Origin of the sequence: Streptomyces sp. HNM0574 (assembly GCF_012726235.1) — a bacterium.
In the GTDB taxonomy this organism is placed as follows: Bacteria; Actinomycetota; Actinomycetes; order Streptomycetales; family Streptomycetaceae; genus Streptomyces.
This window is the reverse complement of the sequence record NZ_JAASAH010000002.1, coordinates 326,696-342,142: the sequence shown is the minus strand read 5'-3', so window position 1 is coordinate 342,142 and position 15,447 is coordinate 326,696. Positions and strand designations below refer to the sequence as shown.

The window sequence follows — 15,447 nt, the reverse complement described above, 5'->3', positions numbered from 1 at the left end:
CAAAAATTCAGAATCCCGCAGTACCGCACATCCCGCCCGCCCGTTCACCGCAGCGCGCTGACGCCCGTACCCGACGCGTCCGCACCGGCCAGGTGAACCCGGCGGACCCGGAACCCGGACCCCCTCCCGCCCGTCACCCCGGGCCCGGAGTCCGGAGTGCCCAGGGCCCGGCCGCCCGAGCACGCTCAGCAGTCCGAGCCCGCTGAGCCGCCCCCAACGCTCAGCCCCCACCCCCCTCACGGCGCACTCGCGCCACCGCTCAGCCCCGGCGCGGAAGCCACCCGTCCGTGCCGCGGCACCCCCTACGCGAAAACTCCGCGTACCTCCCCCAACCCCGACACCGCACGGAAACAACGAGGTTCTCCATGCTGCTCGCCGCTTCCCCCACCCAGGAGGCGCCACCGCACACCGGTGGACTGCTGGCGCTCATACCGGGCACAGCCGGCCTGCTCACGGTCGCCGCGCTCGGCATCGTGCTGCTGCTCGTCCTGATCATCAAGTTCCGGCTCCAGCCCTTCGTGGCGCTGCTCGCCGTGTCCATCGCGGTGGGTCTCGGCGCGGGCCTCTCCGTGACCGAACTCTTCGGCACCGTCCAGAAGTCGGACGCCGTCTCCCTCATCGAGGACGGCATGGGCGGCATCCTCGGACACGTCGCCATCATCATCGGCCTGGGCACCATGCTCGGCTCCATCCTTGAGGTCAGCGGCGGCGCCGAGGCGCTCTCCAACCGGCTGCTCAACCTCTTCGGAGAGAAGCGCGCCCCGCTGGCCATGGGCCTCACCGGCCTCATCTTCGGCATCCCCGTCTTCTTCGACGTCGGCATCTTCGTGCTCGCGCCGATCGTCTACGCGGCCGCCAAGCGCTCCGGCAAGTCGATCCTGCTGTACGCGATGCCGCTGCTCGCGGGCCTGTCCATGACCCACGCCTTCCTGCCGCCGCACCCGGGCCCGGTCGCCGCGGCCGGACTGCTCAAGGTCGACCTGGGCTGGGTCATCCTCATGGGCGTCGTCTGCGGCATCCCCGCCGTGCTCGCCGCCTGGGCGTACTCCGCGTGGATCGGCAAGCGCGTCTTCGTGCCCGTCCCGCAGGACATGGTCGAGGCCACCGAGGACGCCAAGAAGGCCATCCGCGCCGAGCAGGAAGCCTCCGGGATCACCCGGAGCGAGAAGCCCGTCGCCCTCGGGACGGTCTTCACGATCATCGGTACGCCGCTGTTCCTGATCCTGCTGGCGACCTTCTCCTCGATCGCGCTGGGCGAATCGACGCTGCGCTCGGTCATCGAGTTCTTCGGCCACCCCTTCGTGGCGCTGACCATCGCGCTCTTCCTCGCCTACTGGCTGCTCGGCATCCGCCGCGGCTGGTCCCGCAAGTCGCTGGAGACGGTCTCGACGGCCTCGCTCAAGCCGATCGGCAACATCCTGCTGGTCGTCGGTGCGGGCGGCATCTTCGGCGCCGTCCTCCAGGGCAGCGGCGTCGCCCAGGCGCTGGCCGACACCTTCAGCGACGCGGGCCTGCCCGTCATCCTCCTCGCCTGGCTGATCTCCGTCGTGCTGCGCGTCGCGCAGGGCTCGGCGACGGTCGCGATCGTCACCACGGCGGGCATCGTCGCGCCGCTGCTGTCCGCGGGCGACTTCTCGCAGGCCGCCGTCGCGCTCGTCATCATGGCGATCTCGGCGGGCTCGATCTTCGCCTCGCACGTCAACGACGGCGGCTTCTGGATGGTCGCCAAGTACTTCGGCATCTCCGAGCGGGACACCCTGAAGTCCTGGACGGTCCTCGAATCCGTGCTCTCCGTCGCGGGCTTCGCGGTGGCCGCACTGGTGAGCCTGTTCGTGTAGCGCCGCACCCCGCCGCCCCGGTACCGGTTCCTCCGTGCCGGGGCGGCGGAATTTCGCGTTCCTGTGCCAACCCGTAGCAGAAAGCGGGAAGTCGGGGCGTGCTGTCGGCCCCCTTCCCTACCGTGTCCGCATGAGCCGATCTGCACTGGACCACGAAGAGGCCGAACGCCTGCTGAGCCACTGGATCACCGGCATGCCGGAGCAGCTCCGCGAGATGCGCGCCGAACTGCTCGACGACGACTTCCCGTTCGACTTCAGCGCCGACTCGCTGGCCGCCCTCGAAGCGCACCTGCTGACCGAGTACGCCCCCGGCGAGGAGGTCAGAGCGGACTTCCGCCCCACCCTGTGCAGCATGCTCTACCTCGGCGAGGCCCTGCTCTCCGTCGCCGGCGGCTCCTGGGGCTGGACGGGCCGCGAGGCCCCCGGCGCCCCCGGCGGCCAGCCCGTCGTCTGCCCCGACCCCGAGCTCGGCCTCAGCCCCCTCGCCCCCTTCCTGCTCATCGCCTACGCCGTCCGCACCCGCACCGGCGACGCCTTCACCCGCGAGGCCGAACGGCTGCGCGCCGCCGTCGACGGGCTGCGCGAGCACCGCCCCGGCTGGCAGCCGGCCACCGACCTGCACCCCGTCGAGGCGGAACGCCGCTCCGGCGCCGACCACCCCGAACTCGCCCGCTGGCTCGACGCGCGGCAACGCGCCTTCCCCGCCTGGGCGGAGGGCTCCGGCGCCGCCGACCGCTGGGACTTCACCCCCGCGTCCCTCACCCTCCTCGAGGACGTCGTACGCCGCGGCTTCGGCAGCGACGACGAGGTGCTCGCCGCCAAGAACACCCCGTTCCTCCAGGGCGCCGTCTGGTACATCGGCGAGGTCGTCCGGCACACCCGCCCCGACGTGACCTGGCAGTACCGCCCCCAGTCCCTGCACGCCGACGAACCGTCCCCGCTGTTCGACCCCCACGAACCCAGCGTCCTCAACACCCCCCACCTCGGCCAGCCCACCCTCCGCCACGGCGGCGCCGCCTACCCCCTCGGCGCCCTCAACGTCCTCTTCTGGAAAACCGACGAACTCGACAACCCGATAGAGCCCCAACTGACGGACATTCTGGGGTACTTCGCGGGGTGAGGGGGCCTCACAGATACAGCTGACGCCCGCAGCCCGCGCAGTACGCCGTTCCGGCGCGCCGCTCCACCTTCGCGTGCTCGCAGGCGTCCGGGAGGGGAGCGGGGGCCGCGGGCGTCCGCCCGTCCGCCCGCCACGGGAGGACGCGGGGCGCCCGCAGCCCCTCGCGCCGCCTCCGCCTGCGGCGCGACCGCTCCCCGTGTTCCGGGTCGTCCCTGGCCCGCAGCTGCTCGCCCACCAGCTGGTTCAGCTCACCGACGCAGAGCGCGCACGCGTACAGCGCACCGATGCCCGCCGGTGCGTGCACGGGCCCAAGCCACCGGACGCGCACGTCCTCGCGCCGGCAGAAGAGCATGCACGGGCCGGGCAGCCACGCGCACCCGCCCTCCGGTACCGGCTCCGGCCAGGACTCCCGCCAGGCACGGAAGTTCACCGAGGGGGAGAAGTCCACCGTCCGCGTCGTGACGACGTACGGCCTCACCGGCCTTCCCCGTCCCGACTCCCCGCCGGCGTCAGGTGCCGCGGGTGCGTCGTCCACTCCCGTCCGCCCCCGACGGGACGGAGGAAGGCGACCTGGTGCTCCCCGCGCGTCGCCGGATCGTGCCACGGTCCGAGATCCATCAACTGCCCCGTGCGCCCGGTCCGCCCGTCCCGCACCAGCTGGCCGATCCGCCACCCCAACTCGGTGTCCGTAGAAGTCAGTTGATTTGCCATTAACCCGCCCTTTTCCGCTTCCGGTGCCCTACGGTGTCGAGCATTCAGCACCGGGACGCCGTCTCCGGCGAGCTGGGCGAGTACAGCCACGCGGTGAGCCGGTAACCCCACAAAACCCACAGAGGGAGACCGAGATGCCTCCACGACGGCCGGTGTCCGGCCGTAGCCAGACCGCACGCGCCCGCTACGCCGAGGAACTGTCCGACCTCCGCCGCGAGAAGGGCATTTCCCTCCGCTTCCTCGGCGACGCCGTACGCGCCGACCACAGCCACCTCGGCCACATGGAACACGGCACCAGCCTCGGCGGCCCCGAACTGGCCCGCGAACTCGACCGCTTCTACGGAACGACGCACCTGATCGTCCTGTGGGAACTCGCCTTACGGGACACGTCGCAGTTCAGGGAGCGGTACCGGCATTACATGGGCTTGGAGGCGCAGGCTACGGGGTTGCAGAAGTACGCGCTGAGCGTCGTTCCCGGGATGCTCCAGACCTCCGCGTACGCCCGGGTGCTGCTCAGGGCGGCCGGTCCGATAGATGAAGACGAGTTGGAGGACCAGGTTGAGGCCCGAGCAGGCAGGAAGGAGTTTCTCAGTCGAGCAGAGGGGCCACAATTCCGCGCGATCCTCGACGAGGCGGTCCTGCGGCGCCCGCTACCGGACGCGGGGGAGTGGCGGGCCCAGCTTGAGCATCTGCTCCGCATGGGCGAGCTGCCGAACGTCACGATCCAGGTGGTGCGTGCCTCTGTCGGTCTCCATCGCCTGACCCAGACCGACACCATGTTCCTATGGCTTCCGGACGGCCGTACCGTGGCATACGTCGAGACGGGATACTCGGGCGAGCTGATCGAGAGAACGCAGGACGTCGACCGACTGCGGTTCGCATACGATCAGTTGCGGGATCTTGCGCTGTCCCCGCGAGAGTCCCGTGAGGTGATCTCTCAGCTGATGGAGGATGTCCCGTGCGAGCTGTCCGAGTCGACGTGACTGCCGCGTCCTGGCGCAAGTCCAGTTACAGCAACCAGGACGGCGGCGAATGCCTTGAGGTGGCGGACGGCGTCGTGACCGCCATGTCCTGGCGCAAGTCCACCTACAGCAACCAGGACGGCGGTGAATGCCTCGAGGTGGCCGACGGCTTCTCCCGCGTCGTCCCCGTCCGGGACAGCAAGGTGCCCTCGGGCCCGGTCCTGGTCTTCGAGCAGTCATCCTGGTCGGCCTTCATCGCCTCGGTCCGAGACTGACCGTGCCCTCCCGTACGCCCCGCAGCCCCGCCAACTCGCCCGCGAGTGACGGGGCTTCGGCGCCCCTGTGTGCCATCCCTGAGACCTCGCCCGACGCGCTGGACCCGGGTCCGGTGCTGCGGAGCAGCTCCCTGCTCCTGGCCCTCCGTTTCGGGGCGCGTATCGCGGCCTTCGGGTTCCTGGCGCTCCTCCCCGTCGTCCTGACCGGACTCGGCGCACCGAACTCCTTCTGGACGGTGCTGCCCGCGGCGCCGGGCGTCATCGGGATCGTCTTCACGCTCTACACCTTCTCGACGTACCCGTTCCGTCTCCGCAGGTGCCGGAAGGTGCTGGCCGAGTACCCCTTGGAACCCGCCGCGTACGCCCGGCACAGCAAGTCCGCCAACAGCATCCACGGGACGCTCTCCACCCTTCACGTGAAGCGGCGCAAGGGTGCCGAGCGCCGCGAAATGGTGGCCTCGGAGGTCCAGGACCGCGGCTCTTGGCCCGAGGGCGCGAAGGAAGGCGTCTGGATCGCCGGCGACCTGCCCTTCGGCGGCGTGGCCACCATCCCCACCCGCAACGCCCTCCTCCTGATGCGCCCGGCGGACTGGGACGCGACAGCCGCCGAACGCCGGCAAGCAGACGGCGCCCGCCTCGCCCGAGCCGAGCGCGCGGGGCTGGAGCGCAAGCGGGGGCTGTTGTGATCAACCGGGCCTGACGGCTCAGTGCTTCGGCAGATGCTCCAGGAGTTGTTGCCAGCCCGGGCCCAGGCCGTTCGCGCTGATGTCGCCCCAGGAGGCGTCCGCGAAGTGGAAGCGGACGACGGATCGCGGGACGCCGGGCTTCCTGGCCCAGGTCTCGTACTCGACTCCGGTCAGCTGCTCGCGCGGTACGGACCAGGCCAGTTCGGCCGCCTCGGGGCCTACGTGGACGAGGGCGAGGAGGCGGTCGCCGACGACGAGTGCCTGGTGGTCGGCGGGGCGGGTCTTGCTCACCAGCCCGCCGGCGTGACTGTTCCAGCCGCCCTTGAGGTGCTTGAGCTTGTAGCGGCGCTTGGGGGTGCGGAACAGCCAGAAGATGCCGTCCGCGATCTTGTCGCCGATCCAGTAGAAGGGGAGCGTCACGTAGTGGTAGACGGAGAGGACCGCGACCAGCGGGTACTCCCACCAGGGGATGCGGCGGGGCTCGACCGGGGGCTTGGGCGGGAAGACCGCCGGCTGCGGACGAAGCCGCTTCGGCACCGTCCGGCCGAGCGCGTCGATCTGCTGCACCGGATGGAGCGCCACCACGCGGTCGCTGCCGCGCAGCACCCCCTCCACCATGGCCTGCGTGCGCTCCTCGGACGGCACCGGGTAGTGCGGCTTGCGTGTACTCACGCCCAACTGCTCCTGACCTTCCGCTGGTTGGCCCTACCGCTGCTTGCGGCGCTTCCCCCGCATGATGCATCAGGGGCCTGTGAGCGCGGCGGCGCCCGGGACCCGCCAGTCACACCCGCTTCACCCAAGGTTCACGCGTTCGGGTGGGGGTTTGATCAACTCCCCGCTCTCGTCGCGGTCTTGTGGCCGACCGCCCCGCCCCCAAGAATGCTGCGCGTCATGCTCAACCCCATGCTCTTCAAGGGAGAGGAACCCCCCACCATGAACAGACCTCTCGTCGGGACGCTGGCCGGTGCGCTCTTCGGGGCCGCCGCCCTCGCCGGGATCGCGGGCGGGCCCGCTGTGGCTCAGGAGGCGGGCGGCCAGGCGGAGTTCGGGAGTATCGCGCGGGCCGGGCAGGCGCCGCAGCAGGGGCCCGCGCAGCAGGCCGCGCCGGACTTCGCGGGGACGGTCGCGCTCAGCAACTGTTCCGGCTCGCTGGTGCGGATGCCGGACTCCAAGCCGGGTGACCCGGGGCTGGTGCTGTCCAACGGCCACTGCCTGGAGGAGGGCATGCCGAAGCCGGACCAGGTCATCACGGACCAGCCCTCCAGCCGCGGCTTCACGCTGCTGGACGCCAAGGGCGGCGAGGCGGCGCAGCTGAAGGCGACGAAGCTGGCGTACGCGACGATGACGGACACCGACGTCTCGCTGTACGAACTCGACTCCACGTACGAGGAGATAGAGAAGGAGAGCGGCATAGCCCCGCTCGACGTGCAGGCCGAGCACCCGGAGAAGGGTAAGGCCATCACCGTCGTCTCCGGCTACTGGAAGGAGACCTTCTCCTGCTCCCTCGACGGTTTCGTGCCGGAGCTGCGCGAGGCCGACTGGACGATGAAGGACTCGCTCCGCTACACCGCCGACTGCAAGACCAAGGGCGGCACCTCGGGCTCCCCGGTGGTGGACGACGCCAGCGGCAAGGTCGTCGGCGTCAACAACACCCGGAACGAGGACGGTGCCGAGTGCACCATGAACAACCCCTGCGAGGTGGACAAGGACGGCAAGGTGACGGTCCGGCACGGGATCGCCTACGGCCAGCAGACGTACACGCTCACGCAGTGCGTCGGTGAGGGCAACAAGGTCGACCTCTCCCTCCCGGACTGCGCCCTGCCCAAGCCGTGACGCGCCGGCCGGCATGACGCGAGGCGACGCCCCCGTCCCGGGCTCTCCGGGCGGGGGCGTCGCACGTGTACGGAGCGGTGGGGACACTCCGTACCGGTATGGGGGCCGGTTACGGCAGCTTGTCGACGTGCGGGCCGACGGTGCTGGACCACTTGTTGCCCGCGGTGGCGTCCCAGTTGGTGGACCAGGTCATCGCGCCGCGGATGCCGGGATAGGTCTTGTCCGGCTTGAAGGTGCCGCAGTTGGTGCCCTTGGCAAGGCAGTCCAGCGCGTTGTTGACGACGGCGGGGTCGACGTAGCCGCCGCCGGCCGCGCGCGGGGAGGCGGGGGTGCCGATGCCGACCTGGGACGGGTCGAGGCCGTTCTTCAGCTGGATGCAGGCGAGGGAGGTCAGGAAGTCGACGCTGCCCTGGCTGACGACGTTGCCGTCGCAGCCGTTCATCGAACCGCTGTTGTAGTACTGCATGTTGACGACGGTGAGGAAGCTCTTGATGTTCAGCGCCGTCTTGAAGTACTCGTTCTGCGGCGACTGCATGTCGATGGTCTGCGGCGCCATCGTCACCACGACGTTGGGTTTCGCGGCGTGGATCGACTTCAGGGCCTGCGTCATGTACGTCGCGTTGAGGCCGTTCTCCAGGTCGATGTCGACGCCGTCGAAGCCGTACTTGTCCATCAGGCCGGTGATGGATTTCGCGAAGGCGTCGGCCGCGGCGCCGCTGCCGACGCTGACCGCACCTTTCTCGCCGCCGACCGAGATGATCACCGATTTGCCCTTCTTGTGCAGGGCGTCGATGTCGGCCTTGAAGTCGGCCTCGGAGGCGTAGCCGAGGGCCGGGTCGAGCTTGAAGTCGACCTGTCCCGGCTTGCCGGTCGCGTCGGCGAAGGCGACGGCGACGATGTCGTAGTCGTCCGGCACCTCGGCGAGCTTCTGGACCTTGGCGCCGTTGTCGAAGTTCTGCCAGTAGCCGGTGACGGCGTGCTTCGGCACGGCCGAGGCGCCGACGGCGGGCTGCTGGGACGAGGCGGACGTCCCGGTGCCGGTCTCGCCCGCGTTGGCGGTGCCGGCCAGGGCGATGCCGCCGGTGGCGAGCACGGCGGCGGTGACGCCGGCGAGCATCCGGGAGCGCCGGGGCCGGGGGGAGGTGAAGGGGGTTCTGGAACCAGGGGATGCCACAACTGCCTCCGCTGAAGGGGAGCTTGGGGGACGGTGAGGGGGTGCCATGCGGTGCGGTTCGGCGCGGGCCCGGCGCTGTTCAACAACGTGGTCCAGACCAATGCCGTTGTCAATACTCCACACATGAAGGACCGTTCACTCGCTGTCCGGCGCGCGGCCCCACCGCCGTCGCCGGGACGCCGGATGCGGACCGGTTCCGGATCGTGAGGGGAGAGTTATCCACAGGCGTTGTGCGGGCCGTCGCCCCGGGGTTTGATACGCGGGCACGACAGGGCACGGACAGAGGGCGGTCGCGTATGACAACCGAGAACACCACAGGCGGCGGTGCGGCCGGCGCTCCCGAGGCGCCCGCGCCCGCACTGCGCAAGGCCAGCTGGAAACGCGTCGGGCCCGGCATCGTCGTGGCGGCGACGGGCGTCGGCGCCGGCGATCTCGTCGCCACGCTCATCGCGGGCAGCAAGTTCGGGTACACGCTGCTGTGGGCGGCCGTCATCGGCTGCATCGTCAAGATCGCACTCGCCGAGGCCACCGGCCGCTGGCATCTCGCCACCGGGCGCACCCTCTTCCACGGCTGGCGCGCCCTCGGCTCCTGGACGACGGTCTACTTCGCCGTGTACGTCGTCATCTGGGGCTTCGTCTACGGCGCGACGGCGATGTCCGCCTCCGGGCTGCCGCTGGCCGCGCTCTTCCCCGACGTCCTCAACCTCCGTGCCTGGGCGATCATTTCGGGCCTGGTCGGCCTGGTCTTCGTCTGGTTCAACCGGTACGCGGTGTTCGAGAAGGTCATGACGGTCCTGATCGGCGTCATGTTCGTCGTCACCGTCTATCTCGCCGTCCGCGTCGCGCCCGACATCGGCGACGCCTTCGCCGGGCTGGTGCCCGTCCTCCCGGACGGCTCGCTGCTGTACACGCTCGGGCTCGTCGGCGGCGTCGGCGGCACCATCACCATGGCCGCCTACGGGTACTGGGTGAACGCGAAGGGCTGGACCGACAGCAGCTGGATGAAGATGATGCGGCTCGACAACCGCGTCGCCTACATCACCACCGGCGTCTTCGTCGTCGCCATGCTCTTCGTCGGCGCCGAGCTGCTGAGCGCCTCGCACGCCTCGATCACCGAGGGCGACAAGGGCCTGGTCGACCTCGGCGGCATCCTGGAGGACAGGTTCGGCAGCGTCACCGCGAATCTCTTCCTCGTCGGCTTCTTCGCCGCCTCCTTCTCCTCCCTGATCGGCGTGTGGCAGGGCGTGAGCCTGATGTTCGCCGACTTCTGCGCACGCCTGCGCGCCGCGCGGGACGCCAAGGCGACGGCGGAGGCCGGGGGTTCGGAGGAGCCGGAGGCCGACGCTGTCGCGCGCGGCGAGCGCGAGCGCTCCTGGCCGTACAAGGCGTACCTGCTGTGGCTGACGTTCCCGCCGATGACGCTGCTCTTCCTCGACCAGCCCTTCGGACTCGTCGTCGGGTACGGCGTGCTCGGCGCGTTCTTCATGCCGTTCCTCGCGCTCACTCTCGTCTGGCTGCTCAACTCCCGCCACACGCCCCGCGAGTGGCGCAACGGCGTCCTCAGCAACGTCCTGCTCATAGCCTCCGGGCTGCTGTTCATCGTGCTGTGCGTCCAGCAGATCCGCGAACTCCCCTGGTAGCGGCGGTACATGACCTGCCGCCCGAAGCGTGGGCACGCGGTGCGTACGCGTGCTCACGGGGCGGGACGGACCGGGGCTTCGGGATTGGCCGGGCGGGCGGCGGGGGTATGGCTTCCAGATGCGGCGGAGACGGTCGGCGCGCGGCACCGCGCCCGCCGGCTCCGGCGGCCGTCCACCTGCCGAAGGGGATCGCGGTGTCGCGATTCCCTGGCGCGGGCCGCACCGATGCGGTGTGATGGCCCCGGATCTGCTGCGCGACGGGATACGTGCGACCGGCTGAGGGGGCTCGGGGCGGGATGTCTACTGCGGTGGCGGTCACCGGCCACGGCCACGTGCTGGCCCCGGCCGACGGCCGGTTCACGCCGGACGCGCAGGTCTTCGGCCCGCCCGGCGAACAGCCCCTGGACGCCGCGCTCACCGCCATGCACGAACTCCTCCGGCAGCACGGCCACGTCGTCCTGCTCCACCCCGCGACGCTCCCCACCCCGCACCTGCACCGGCTGCACGCCGTGCGCTCGGTGCTGGAGAGCGACCGGATCGCGCTGCTCCCCGTCGCCCTCCCACCGCTGGGCACGGCCGTACTGGTGCGGCAGCTGCGCCAGTTGTCGCTGTGCGGCTTCAGCCCCGGAGTGCTCGGCGCGGCCGCCCGGCTCCTCACGCACTACATCTACGCGGGTGGTGTCCTCGCCTCCGTCGCCAAGCTGGACTCCGGCACCCAGATCCCCGTCTCGCTGACCGCCCACGCCGCCTCCTGGATGCCCGGCACGCACTTCGCCGTGCTCGCCGCGCCCACCCCCCGGCTCGTCCGCATCCAGGGCGGCTCCTCCGCCGAGGAGGACGGCCTCGACGGGCCGCCCTTCACCACCGAAATCACCCTCGCCCGCGGCCCGTTGGACTCCGACTGGGTCTCCCGCCACCTCGCCCGCAGATGGCGCGCCGGCGCCGTCCGGGAAGCCGAGCTGCCGGAGGACTCGCCGCGCTGGTGGGGCACGGGCAGGCTCACCGAGTTCGCCGCCGCGATCCCCGACGCCTCCGTGCTGTACCAGCTCGTCGCCTCCGTACGCCGGGACTCCTGCTCCTGGTGCGGGCTCGAACTCATCGGCGACCGCTGCGTGTTCTGCGCCGCCCCCGCCACCCCCAACCGCCCCGCCGTCACGCAGGGCCCCGCCACCACCGAACCACCCGCACCGCCGCACGCCGCCCTGCCAGGTTCCGCCGTCATAGCCAGTCCACGAGGTCTTCGTCCATGAATTCACGCCAGCGCCGTGGCGTCATCCTGCTGCTCGTCTCCGTGCTCTGCGCCATAGCCGCCTTCGCCGGGGTGCTGGCACTGATCCGGAACGTCGAGTCCAAGGTCGGTCCCGAGACCACGGCGTACGAGCTGAAACAGGACGTCCCGGCGTACAAGCCGCTGACCGAGGCGCAGCTCACCAAGGTCTCCGTGCCGGAACGCTGGCTCTCCGAGACCGCCGTCACCGACCCGGCACAGCTGCGCGGCAAGATCGCCCTCAACCCGCTCCGCGAGGGTTCCCTCCTCCAGACGGACATGCTCGCCGAGCGGCCCGAACTGAAGGAGGGCGAGCAGGAGATCGCCATCATGATCGACGCGGAGACCGGCGTCGCCGGAAAGATCAACCCGGGGAGCCGGGTGAACATCTTCGCCACCTTCGAGGGTGAACGGCAGAGCGGCGGCGGCAAGGGCGGCGCGGCCCCGAACACCTCACAGGTGATCGTCCCCGGCGCCCGGGTCCTCGACGTCGGCGAACTCACCCCGCTCGACAAGCGCGACGAGCAGGACGACCGCGCCCGCCAGCGTGAGGCCGAGGGCGTACCGATCACCTTCGCGCTGTCCACGGCCGACGCCCAGCGCGTCGCCTACGCCGAGTCGTTCGCCGAGCACGTCCGGCTGGCGCTCGTCGCACCCGGGGACGACACCCGCGTCCCCGAGAGCGAACGCACGTACACCCTCTCCGGGGACGAGTGAGGCAGGAGAGTCCCATGGCCACCCGCATCCAGCCCGCCGTCGGCGACCCCGAGGCGGCCAGGTCCCTCGCCGCGCTCCTCGGGCAGCTGCCGGACTGCCGGGCCGCCGAGCCCGTGACGGGCTCGGCGCAGCTGCTGGACGTCCTCGCCCGGCAGGCGGCGGAATCCGCCGACACCCTCCCCGAGGTCGTCCTCGTCCACGAACTCATCGGCCCGCAGCCCGCGTTGGAGCTCATCCGGGACATCGCCCAGCGCTTCCCCGCCGTCGCCGTGGTGCTCCTCACCCGGGACACCGGCGCCTCCCTCTACTCCGCCGCGATGGACGCGGGCGCACGCGGCGTCGTCGGCCTCCCCGCGACGTACGAGGAACTCGCCGCCCGCATCGGCCCCGCCGCGGGCTGGGCCACCGGCGTACGCCGCCACCTCGCGGGCGCGGGCGCCGGCGTCCCCGGGCTCCCGCACCACCCGGGCGCGCAGGGCCGCGGCAGCGGGCGGCTCGTCGCCGTCGCCGGGGCCAAGGGCGGCGTCGGCACCACCCTGACCGCCGTCCAACTCGCCCTGGCGGCCCAGGCGTCCGGGCGGAGCACGGCCCTGGTCGACATGGACCTCCAGTCCGGCGACGTCGCCTCCTACCTGGACGTGCAGTTCCGCCGCTCCGTCGCCGACCTCGCGGGCATCGCCGACATCTCGCCCCGCGTCCTCGACGACGCGGTCTACCCGCACGAGACCGGCCTCGCCCTGCTCCTCGCCCCCGGCGACGGCGAACGCGGCGAGGAGGTCGACGACCGCGCGGCCCGGCAGGTCCTCGCCGCCGTACGGGCCCGCTACGAGGTCGTCGTCGTCGACTGCGGCACCCAGATGCACGCGGGCAACACGGCCGCCGTCGAGACCGCCGACCGCGCCGTCCTCGTCACCACCCCCGACGTGGTCTGCGTCCGCGCCGCCAAGCGCATGGTGCGGCTGTGGGACCGGCTCAGGGTCCGCACGGCGGACGACACGACGGTCCTGGTCAACCGCGCCTCCCGGACGGCCGAGATCCAGCCGCCGCTGGTCGCCCGCATCGTCGGCACGGCCGTCGCGCGCTCGACCGTCCCCTCGCACTTCAAGGAACTCCAGACCGCCCTCGACGCGGGCCGCGTCCAGGACCTCGACGCACGCGGCACCGTCAAACAGGCCCTGTGGTCCCTGGCAGGCGAACTCGGCCTCGTGGCAGGCCAGCCGGACGCCCCCACCGACACGGACACTCGGGGCAGCGCCCGAGGCGGCTGGCGCCTCGGGAGCAAACAACGCAAACCGGGCCGCCAGAGCACGGCGAGCACGGACTCGACCGGCGGCGGGGGCCCGGCGCTCCCTCCGGGCGCGGTCCCGCCGCCGCAGGCGCTGCCGCCGGGGGCGACTTCCGTGGGCGGTCCGGGGCAGGTGCCTGGGTCTGCGTCGGGTGGCGTTCCGGGGGCGTCCCCCGGTGCTGTTGCCGGTTCGCCGGCCGGCGGCCCCGCGTCGGACCCGGGTGCGCCTGGTGGCGCGGGGCCGTACGGTCCCGCATCCACGGCGCAGGACGGCCCCGGCTCGGGTCCGGTGGCGTACTCGGGGTCGGTGCCGGGTTCGGTCCCGGGGCCCGTACCCAGCTCGGCGCCGGTGCCCGGTCCGGGCTTCGTCCCCGGCTCCGTGTCGAGTTCGGCGGCTGGTTCTGGCCCGGGCCCAGTTCCGGGCGCCGTTTCCGGTTCGGTGTCGGGTCCGGCGTCTGGTTCTGCCTCGGGTTCTGGGCCGGGTGCGGTTTCCGGTTCGGTGCCGAGTTCGGCGGCTGGTTCTGGCCCGGGTTCTGTTCCGGGCCCCGTTGCCAACTCGGTGTCGGGTCCGGCGTCTGGTTCTGCCTCGGGTTCTGGGCCGGGTGTGGTCTCCGGTTCGGTGCCGGGTCCGGCGTCTGGTTCTGGCCCGGGTTCTGGGCCGGGTGTGGTCTCCGGCTCCGTACCGAGTTCGGCTCCTGGTTCTGCCCCGGGTTCTGGGCCGGGTGCGGTCTCCGGCTCCGTGTCGAGTTCGGCGTCTGGTTCTGGCCCGGGCCCAGTTCCGGGCTCCGTTGCCAACTCGGTGCCGGGTCCGGCCCCTGGCCCAGCCCCGGGTTCTGGGCCGGGCGCGGTCTCCGGCCCCGCGCCGGGTCCGGCGGCTGGCCCAGCCCCGGGCCCTGTCCCAGGCGCGGTCTCCGGCCCCATGCCGAATCCGGCGCCTGGCCCCGTTTCAGGCCCTGCCCCGGGCCCCGCCCCCAACCTCACGCCGGAACCCCCCTCCGCACCACCGCCCCACCCCCCGCTCCAACACGCACACCCCACCCCCACCACCCCCTGGCCGGACGGCACAGGAGGCCAGGGGTGAGACCCGTACGAACGGCCCGCGAGAAGGCCCCCAACGGGCACGGGGGCACCCGCACCCCCCGCCTGCGCGGCCAACAAGGCGCTGCCACCGTCGAGTTCGTGGGGACGGCGCCGGTGGTGCTGGCCGTGGCCGCTGTGCTGTGGCAGTGCGTGCTGCTGGGGTACACCTTCTCGCTCGCGGGCAACTCCGCCGACGAGGCCGCCCGCGCCGCGACCGCGGCCGCCGCCGACGGCGACCCGCAGGGCGCCTGCCGCGCGGCGGCGACGGAGCACCTGCCGCAGGCGTGGGCGTCCGGCGCGGCCGTGAGCTGCACCCGTACGGGCGGGCTGTGGAAGGCCGAGGTCGGCCTGAGCGCCCCCGTCCTCTTCCCCGGCGCCGCCCAGCTGCCCTTCCGCATCACCGGCAGCGCGGGCGCGGCGGAGGAGGGCTGACCCGATGACCCGGACGACCCCCACGACCACCCCGCCCCGCACCCGAGGCGACCGCGGCGCCTCCAGCCTCGAATTCGCCGGTGTGCTCCCGCTGTTGCTGCTGGTCGCGGTGGCGGCGATCCAGCTCGGGGTGGCGGGGTACGCCGTGCAGCAGGCCGGTACGGGGGCCCGCGCGGCGGCCCGTACGGCGAGTCAGGAGGACGTGGCGGACGGGTACGAGTCCACGGGGCGGGCGGCGATGTCCGGCTGGACGGCCTCGCGCAGCACGTTCACGCTGGGCGGCTCGGACGAGGAGGTCACCGTCACCACACGGGTGACCATCCCCTCCCTGGTGCCGGGCGTCGACGACTTCGGCGAGGCGTCCCGTACCGCGACGATGCCCCGTGACTGACCAGGACCGAAACCCCGACCGCACCCCCGCCGCACC

General features: G+C 72.0%; 14 protein-coding genes and 1 pseudogene. 12 read left to right on the top strand and 3 right to left on the bottom strand.

Features of this window, described 5'->3' with window-relative positions; genetic code table 11:
• Positions 1-365 precede the first annotated feature (365 nt).
• Positions 366-1,838 (top strand): gluconate:H+ symporter, encoded by a 1,473-nt coding sequence (locus tag HCC30_RS05165; RefSeq protein ID WP_169440816.1) that lies wholly within the window; start codon positions 366-368, stop codon positions 1,836-1,838.
• 130 nt (positions 1,839-1,968) lie between these two features.
• Positions 1,969-2,958: a hypothetical protein gene (locus HCC30_RS05160; RefSeq protein ID WP_169440814.1), complete on the top strand. Its 990-nt coding sequence runs from the start codon at positions 1,969-1,971 to the stop codon at positions 2,956-2,958.
• A 7-nt stretch (positions 2,959-2,965) separates the two neighbouring features.
• On the opposite strand, the gene HCC30_RS05155 is transcribed toward HCC30_RS05160, so the two are convergent.
• Complete coding sequence (locus HCC30_RS05155; RefSeq protein WP_169440812.1) at positions 2,966-3,436, bottom strand: hypothetical protein; 471 nt, start codon at positions 3,434-3,436, stop codon at positions 2,966-2,968.
• 367 nt (positions 3,437-3,803) lie between these two features.
• Here HCC30_RS05155 and HCC30_RS05150 point away from each other — a divergent pair, with 367 nt between their 5' ends.
• From HCC30_RS05150 to HCC30_RS05140, 3 genes are read left to right on the top strand one after another with little or no spacing between them, the layout of a single operon-like run.
• On the top strand, positions 3,804-4,652 hold the full coding sequence (locus HCC30_RS05150; RefSeq protein ID WP_169440810.1) for a helix-turn-helix transcriptional regulator: 849 nt from the start codon (positions 3,804-3,806) through the stop codon (positions 4,650-4,652).
• Entirely contained in the window at positions 4,628-4,906 is a 279-nt protein-coding gene (locus HCC30_RS05145; protein WP_169440808.1) for a DUF397 domain-containing protein, read from the top strand. Before HCC30_RS05150 ends, HCC30_RS05145 begins: the two co-directional genes overlap by 25 nt.
• A 2-nt stretch (positions 4,907-4,908) precedes the next feature.
• Positions 4,909-5,592, top strand: a complete 684-nt coding sequence (locus tag HCC30_RS05140; protein ID WP_169440806.1) for a hypothetical protein — start codon at positions 4,909-4,911, stop codon at positions 5,590-5,592.
• Between the two features lie 18 nt (positions 5,593-5,610).
• Here HCC30_RS05140 and HCC30_RS05135 read toward each other — a convergent pair whose 3' ends face one another.
• On the bottom strand, positions 5,611-6,264 hold the full coding sequence (locus HCC30_RS05135; protein ID WP_169440804.1) for a hypothetical protein: 654 nt from the start codon (positions 6,262-6,264) through the stop codon (positions 5,611-5,613).
• Positions 6,265-6,525: 261 nt separating this feature from the next.
• Between HCC30_RS05135 and HCC30_RS05130 the strand changes: the two genes are divergently transcribed.
• Complete coding sequence (locus HCC30_RS05130) at positions 6,526-7,425, top strand: serine protease (protein ID WP_169440802.1); 900 nt, start codon at positions 6,526-6,528, stop codon at positions 7,423-7,425.
• 109 nt (positions 7,426-7,534) lie between these two features.
• Here HCC30_RS05130 and HCC30_RS05125 read toward each other — a convergent pair whose 3' ends face one another.
• Positions 7,535-8,542, bottom strand: a complete 1,008-nt coding sequence (locus HCC30_RS05125; RefSeq protein ID WP_240979360.1) for a chitinase — start codon at positions 8,540-8,542, stop codon at positions 7,535-7,537.
• Positions 8,543-8,895: 353 nt separating this feature from the next.
• Here HCC30_RS05125 and HCC30_RS05120 point away from each other — a divergent pair, with 353 nt between their 5' ends.
• The 6 genes and pseudogenes from HCC30_RS05120 to HCC30_RS05095 all read left to right on the top strand — a co-directional run bounded on the left by HCC30_RS05120 (position 8,896) and on the right by HCC30_RS05095 (position 15,411).
• On the top strand, positions 8,896-10,239 hold the full coding sequence (locus HCC30_RS05120) for an Nramp family divalent metal transporter (RefSeq protein WP_169440800.1): 1,344 nt from the start codon (positions 8,896-8,898) through the stop codon (positions 10,237-10,239).
• A gap of 296 nt (positions 10,240-10,535) precedes the next feature.
• Entirely contained in the window at positions 10,536-11,489 is a 954-nt protein-coding gene (locus HCC30_RS05115) for a hypothetical protein (protein ID WP_169440798.1), read from the top strand.
• The gene (gene cpaB / locus HCC30_RS05110) at positions 11,486-12,223 is read left to right on the top strand and encodes a Flp pilus assembly protein CpaB (RefSeq protein WP_169440796.1); all 738 of its coding nucleotides are present in this window, start codon (positions 11,486-11,488) and stop codon (positions 12,221-12,223) included. Before HCC30_RS05115 ends, cpaB begins: the two co-directional genes overlap by 4 nt.
• Before the next feature lie 14 nt (positions 12,224-12,237).
• A pseudogene (locus HCC30_RS28425) lies at positions 12,238-13,452 on the top strand (P-loop NTPase); the annotation flags it as partial.
• Between the two features lie 1,133 nt (positions 13,453-14,585).
• Positions 14,586-15,020 carry a TadE/TadG family type IV pilus assembly protein gene (locus HCC30_RS05100; RefSeq protein ID WP_346776500.1) on the top strand — a complete coding sequence of 145 codons (435 nt, stop codon included), beginning with the start codon at positions 14,586-14,588 and terminating at the stop codon, positions 15,018-15,020.
• Between the two features lie 4 nt (positions 15,021-15,024).
• Entirely contained in the window at positions 15,025-15,411 is a 387-nt protein-coding gene (locus tag HCC30_RS05095) for a TadE/TadG family type IV pilus assembly protein (protein ID WP_169440794.1), read from the top strand.
• The last annotated feature ends 36 nt before the right edge of the window (positions 15,412-15,447 follow it).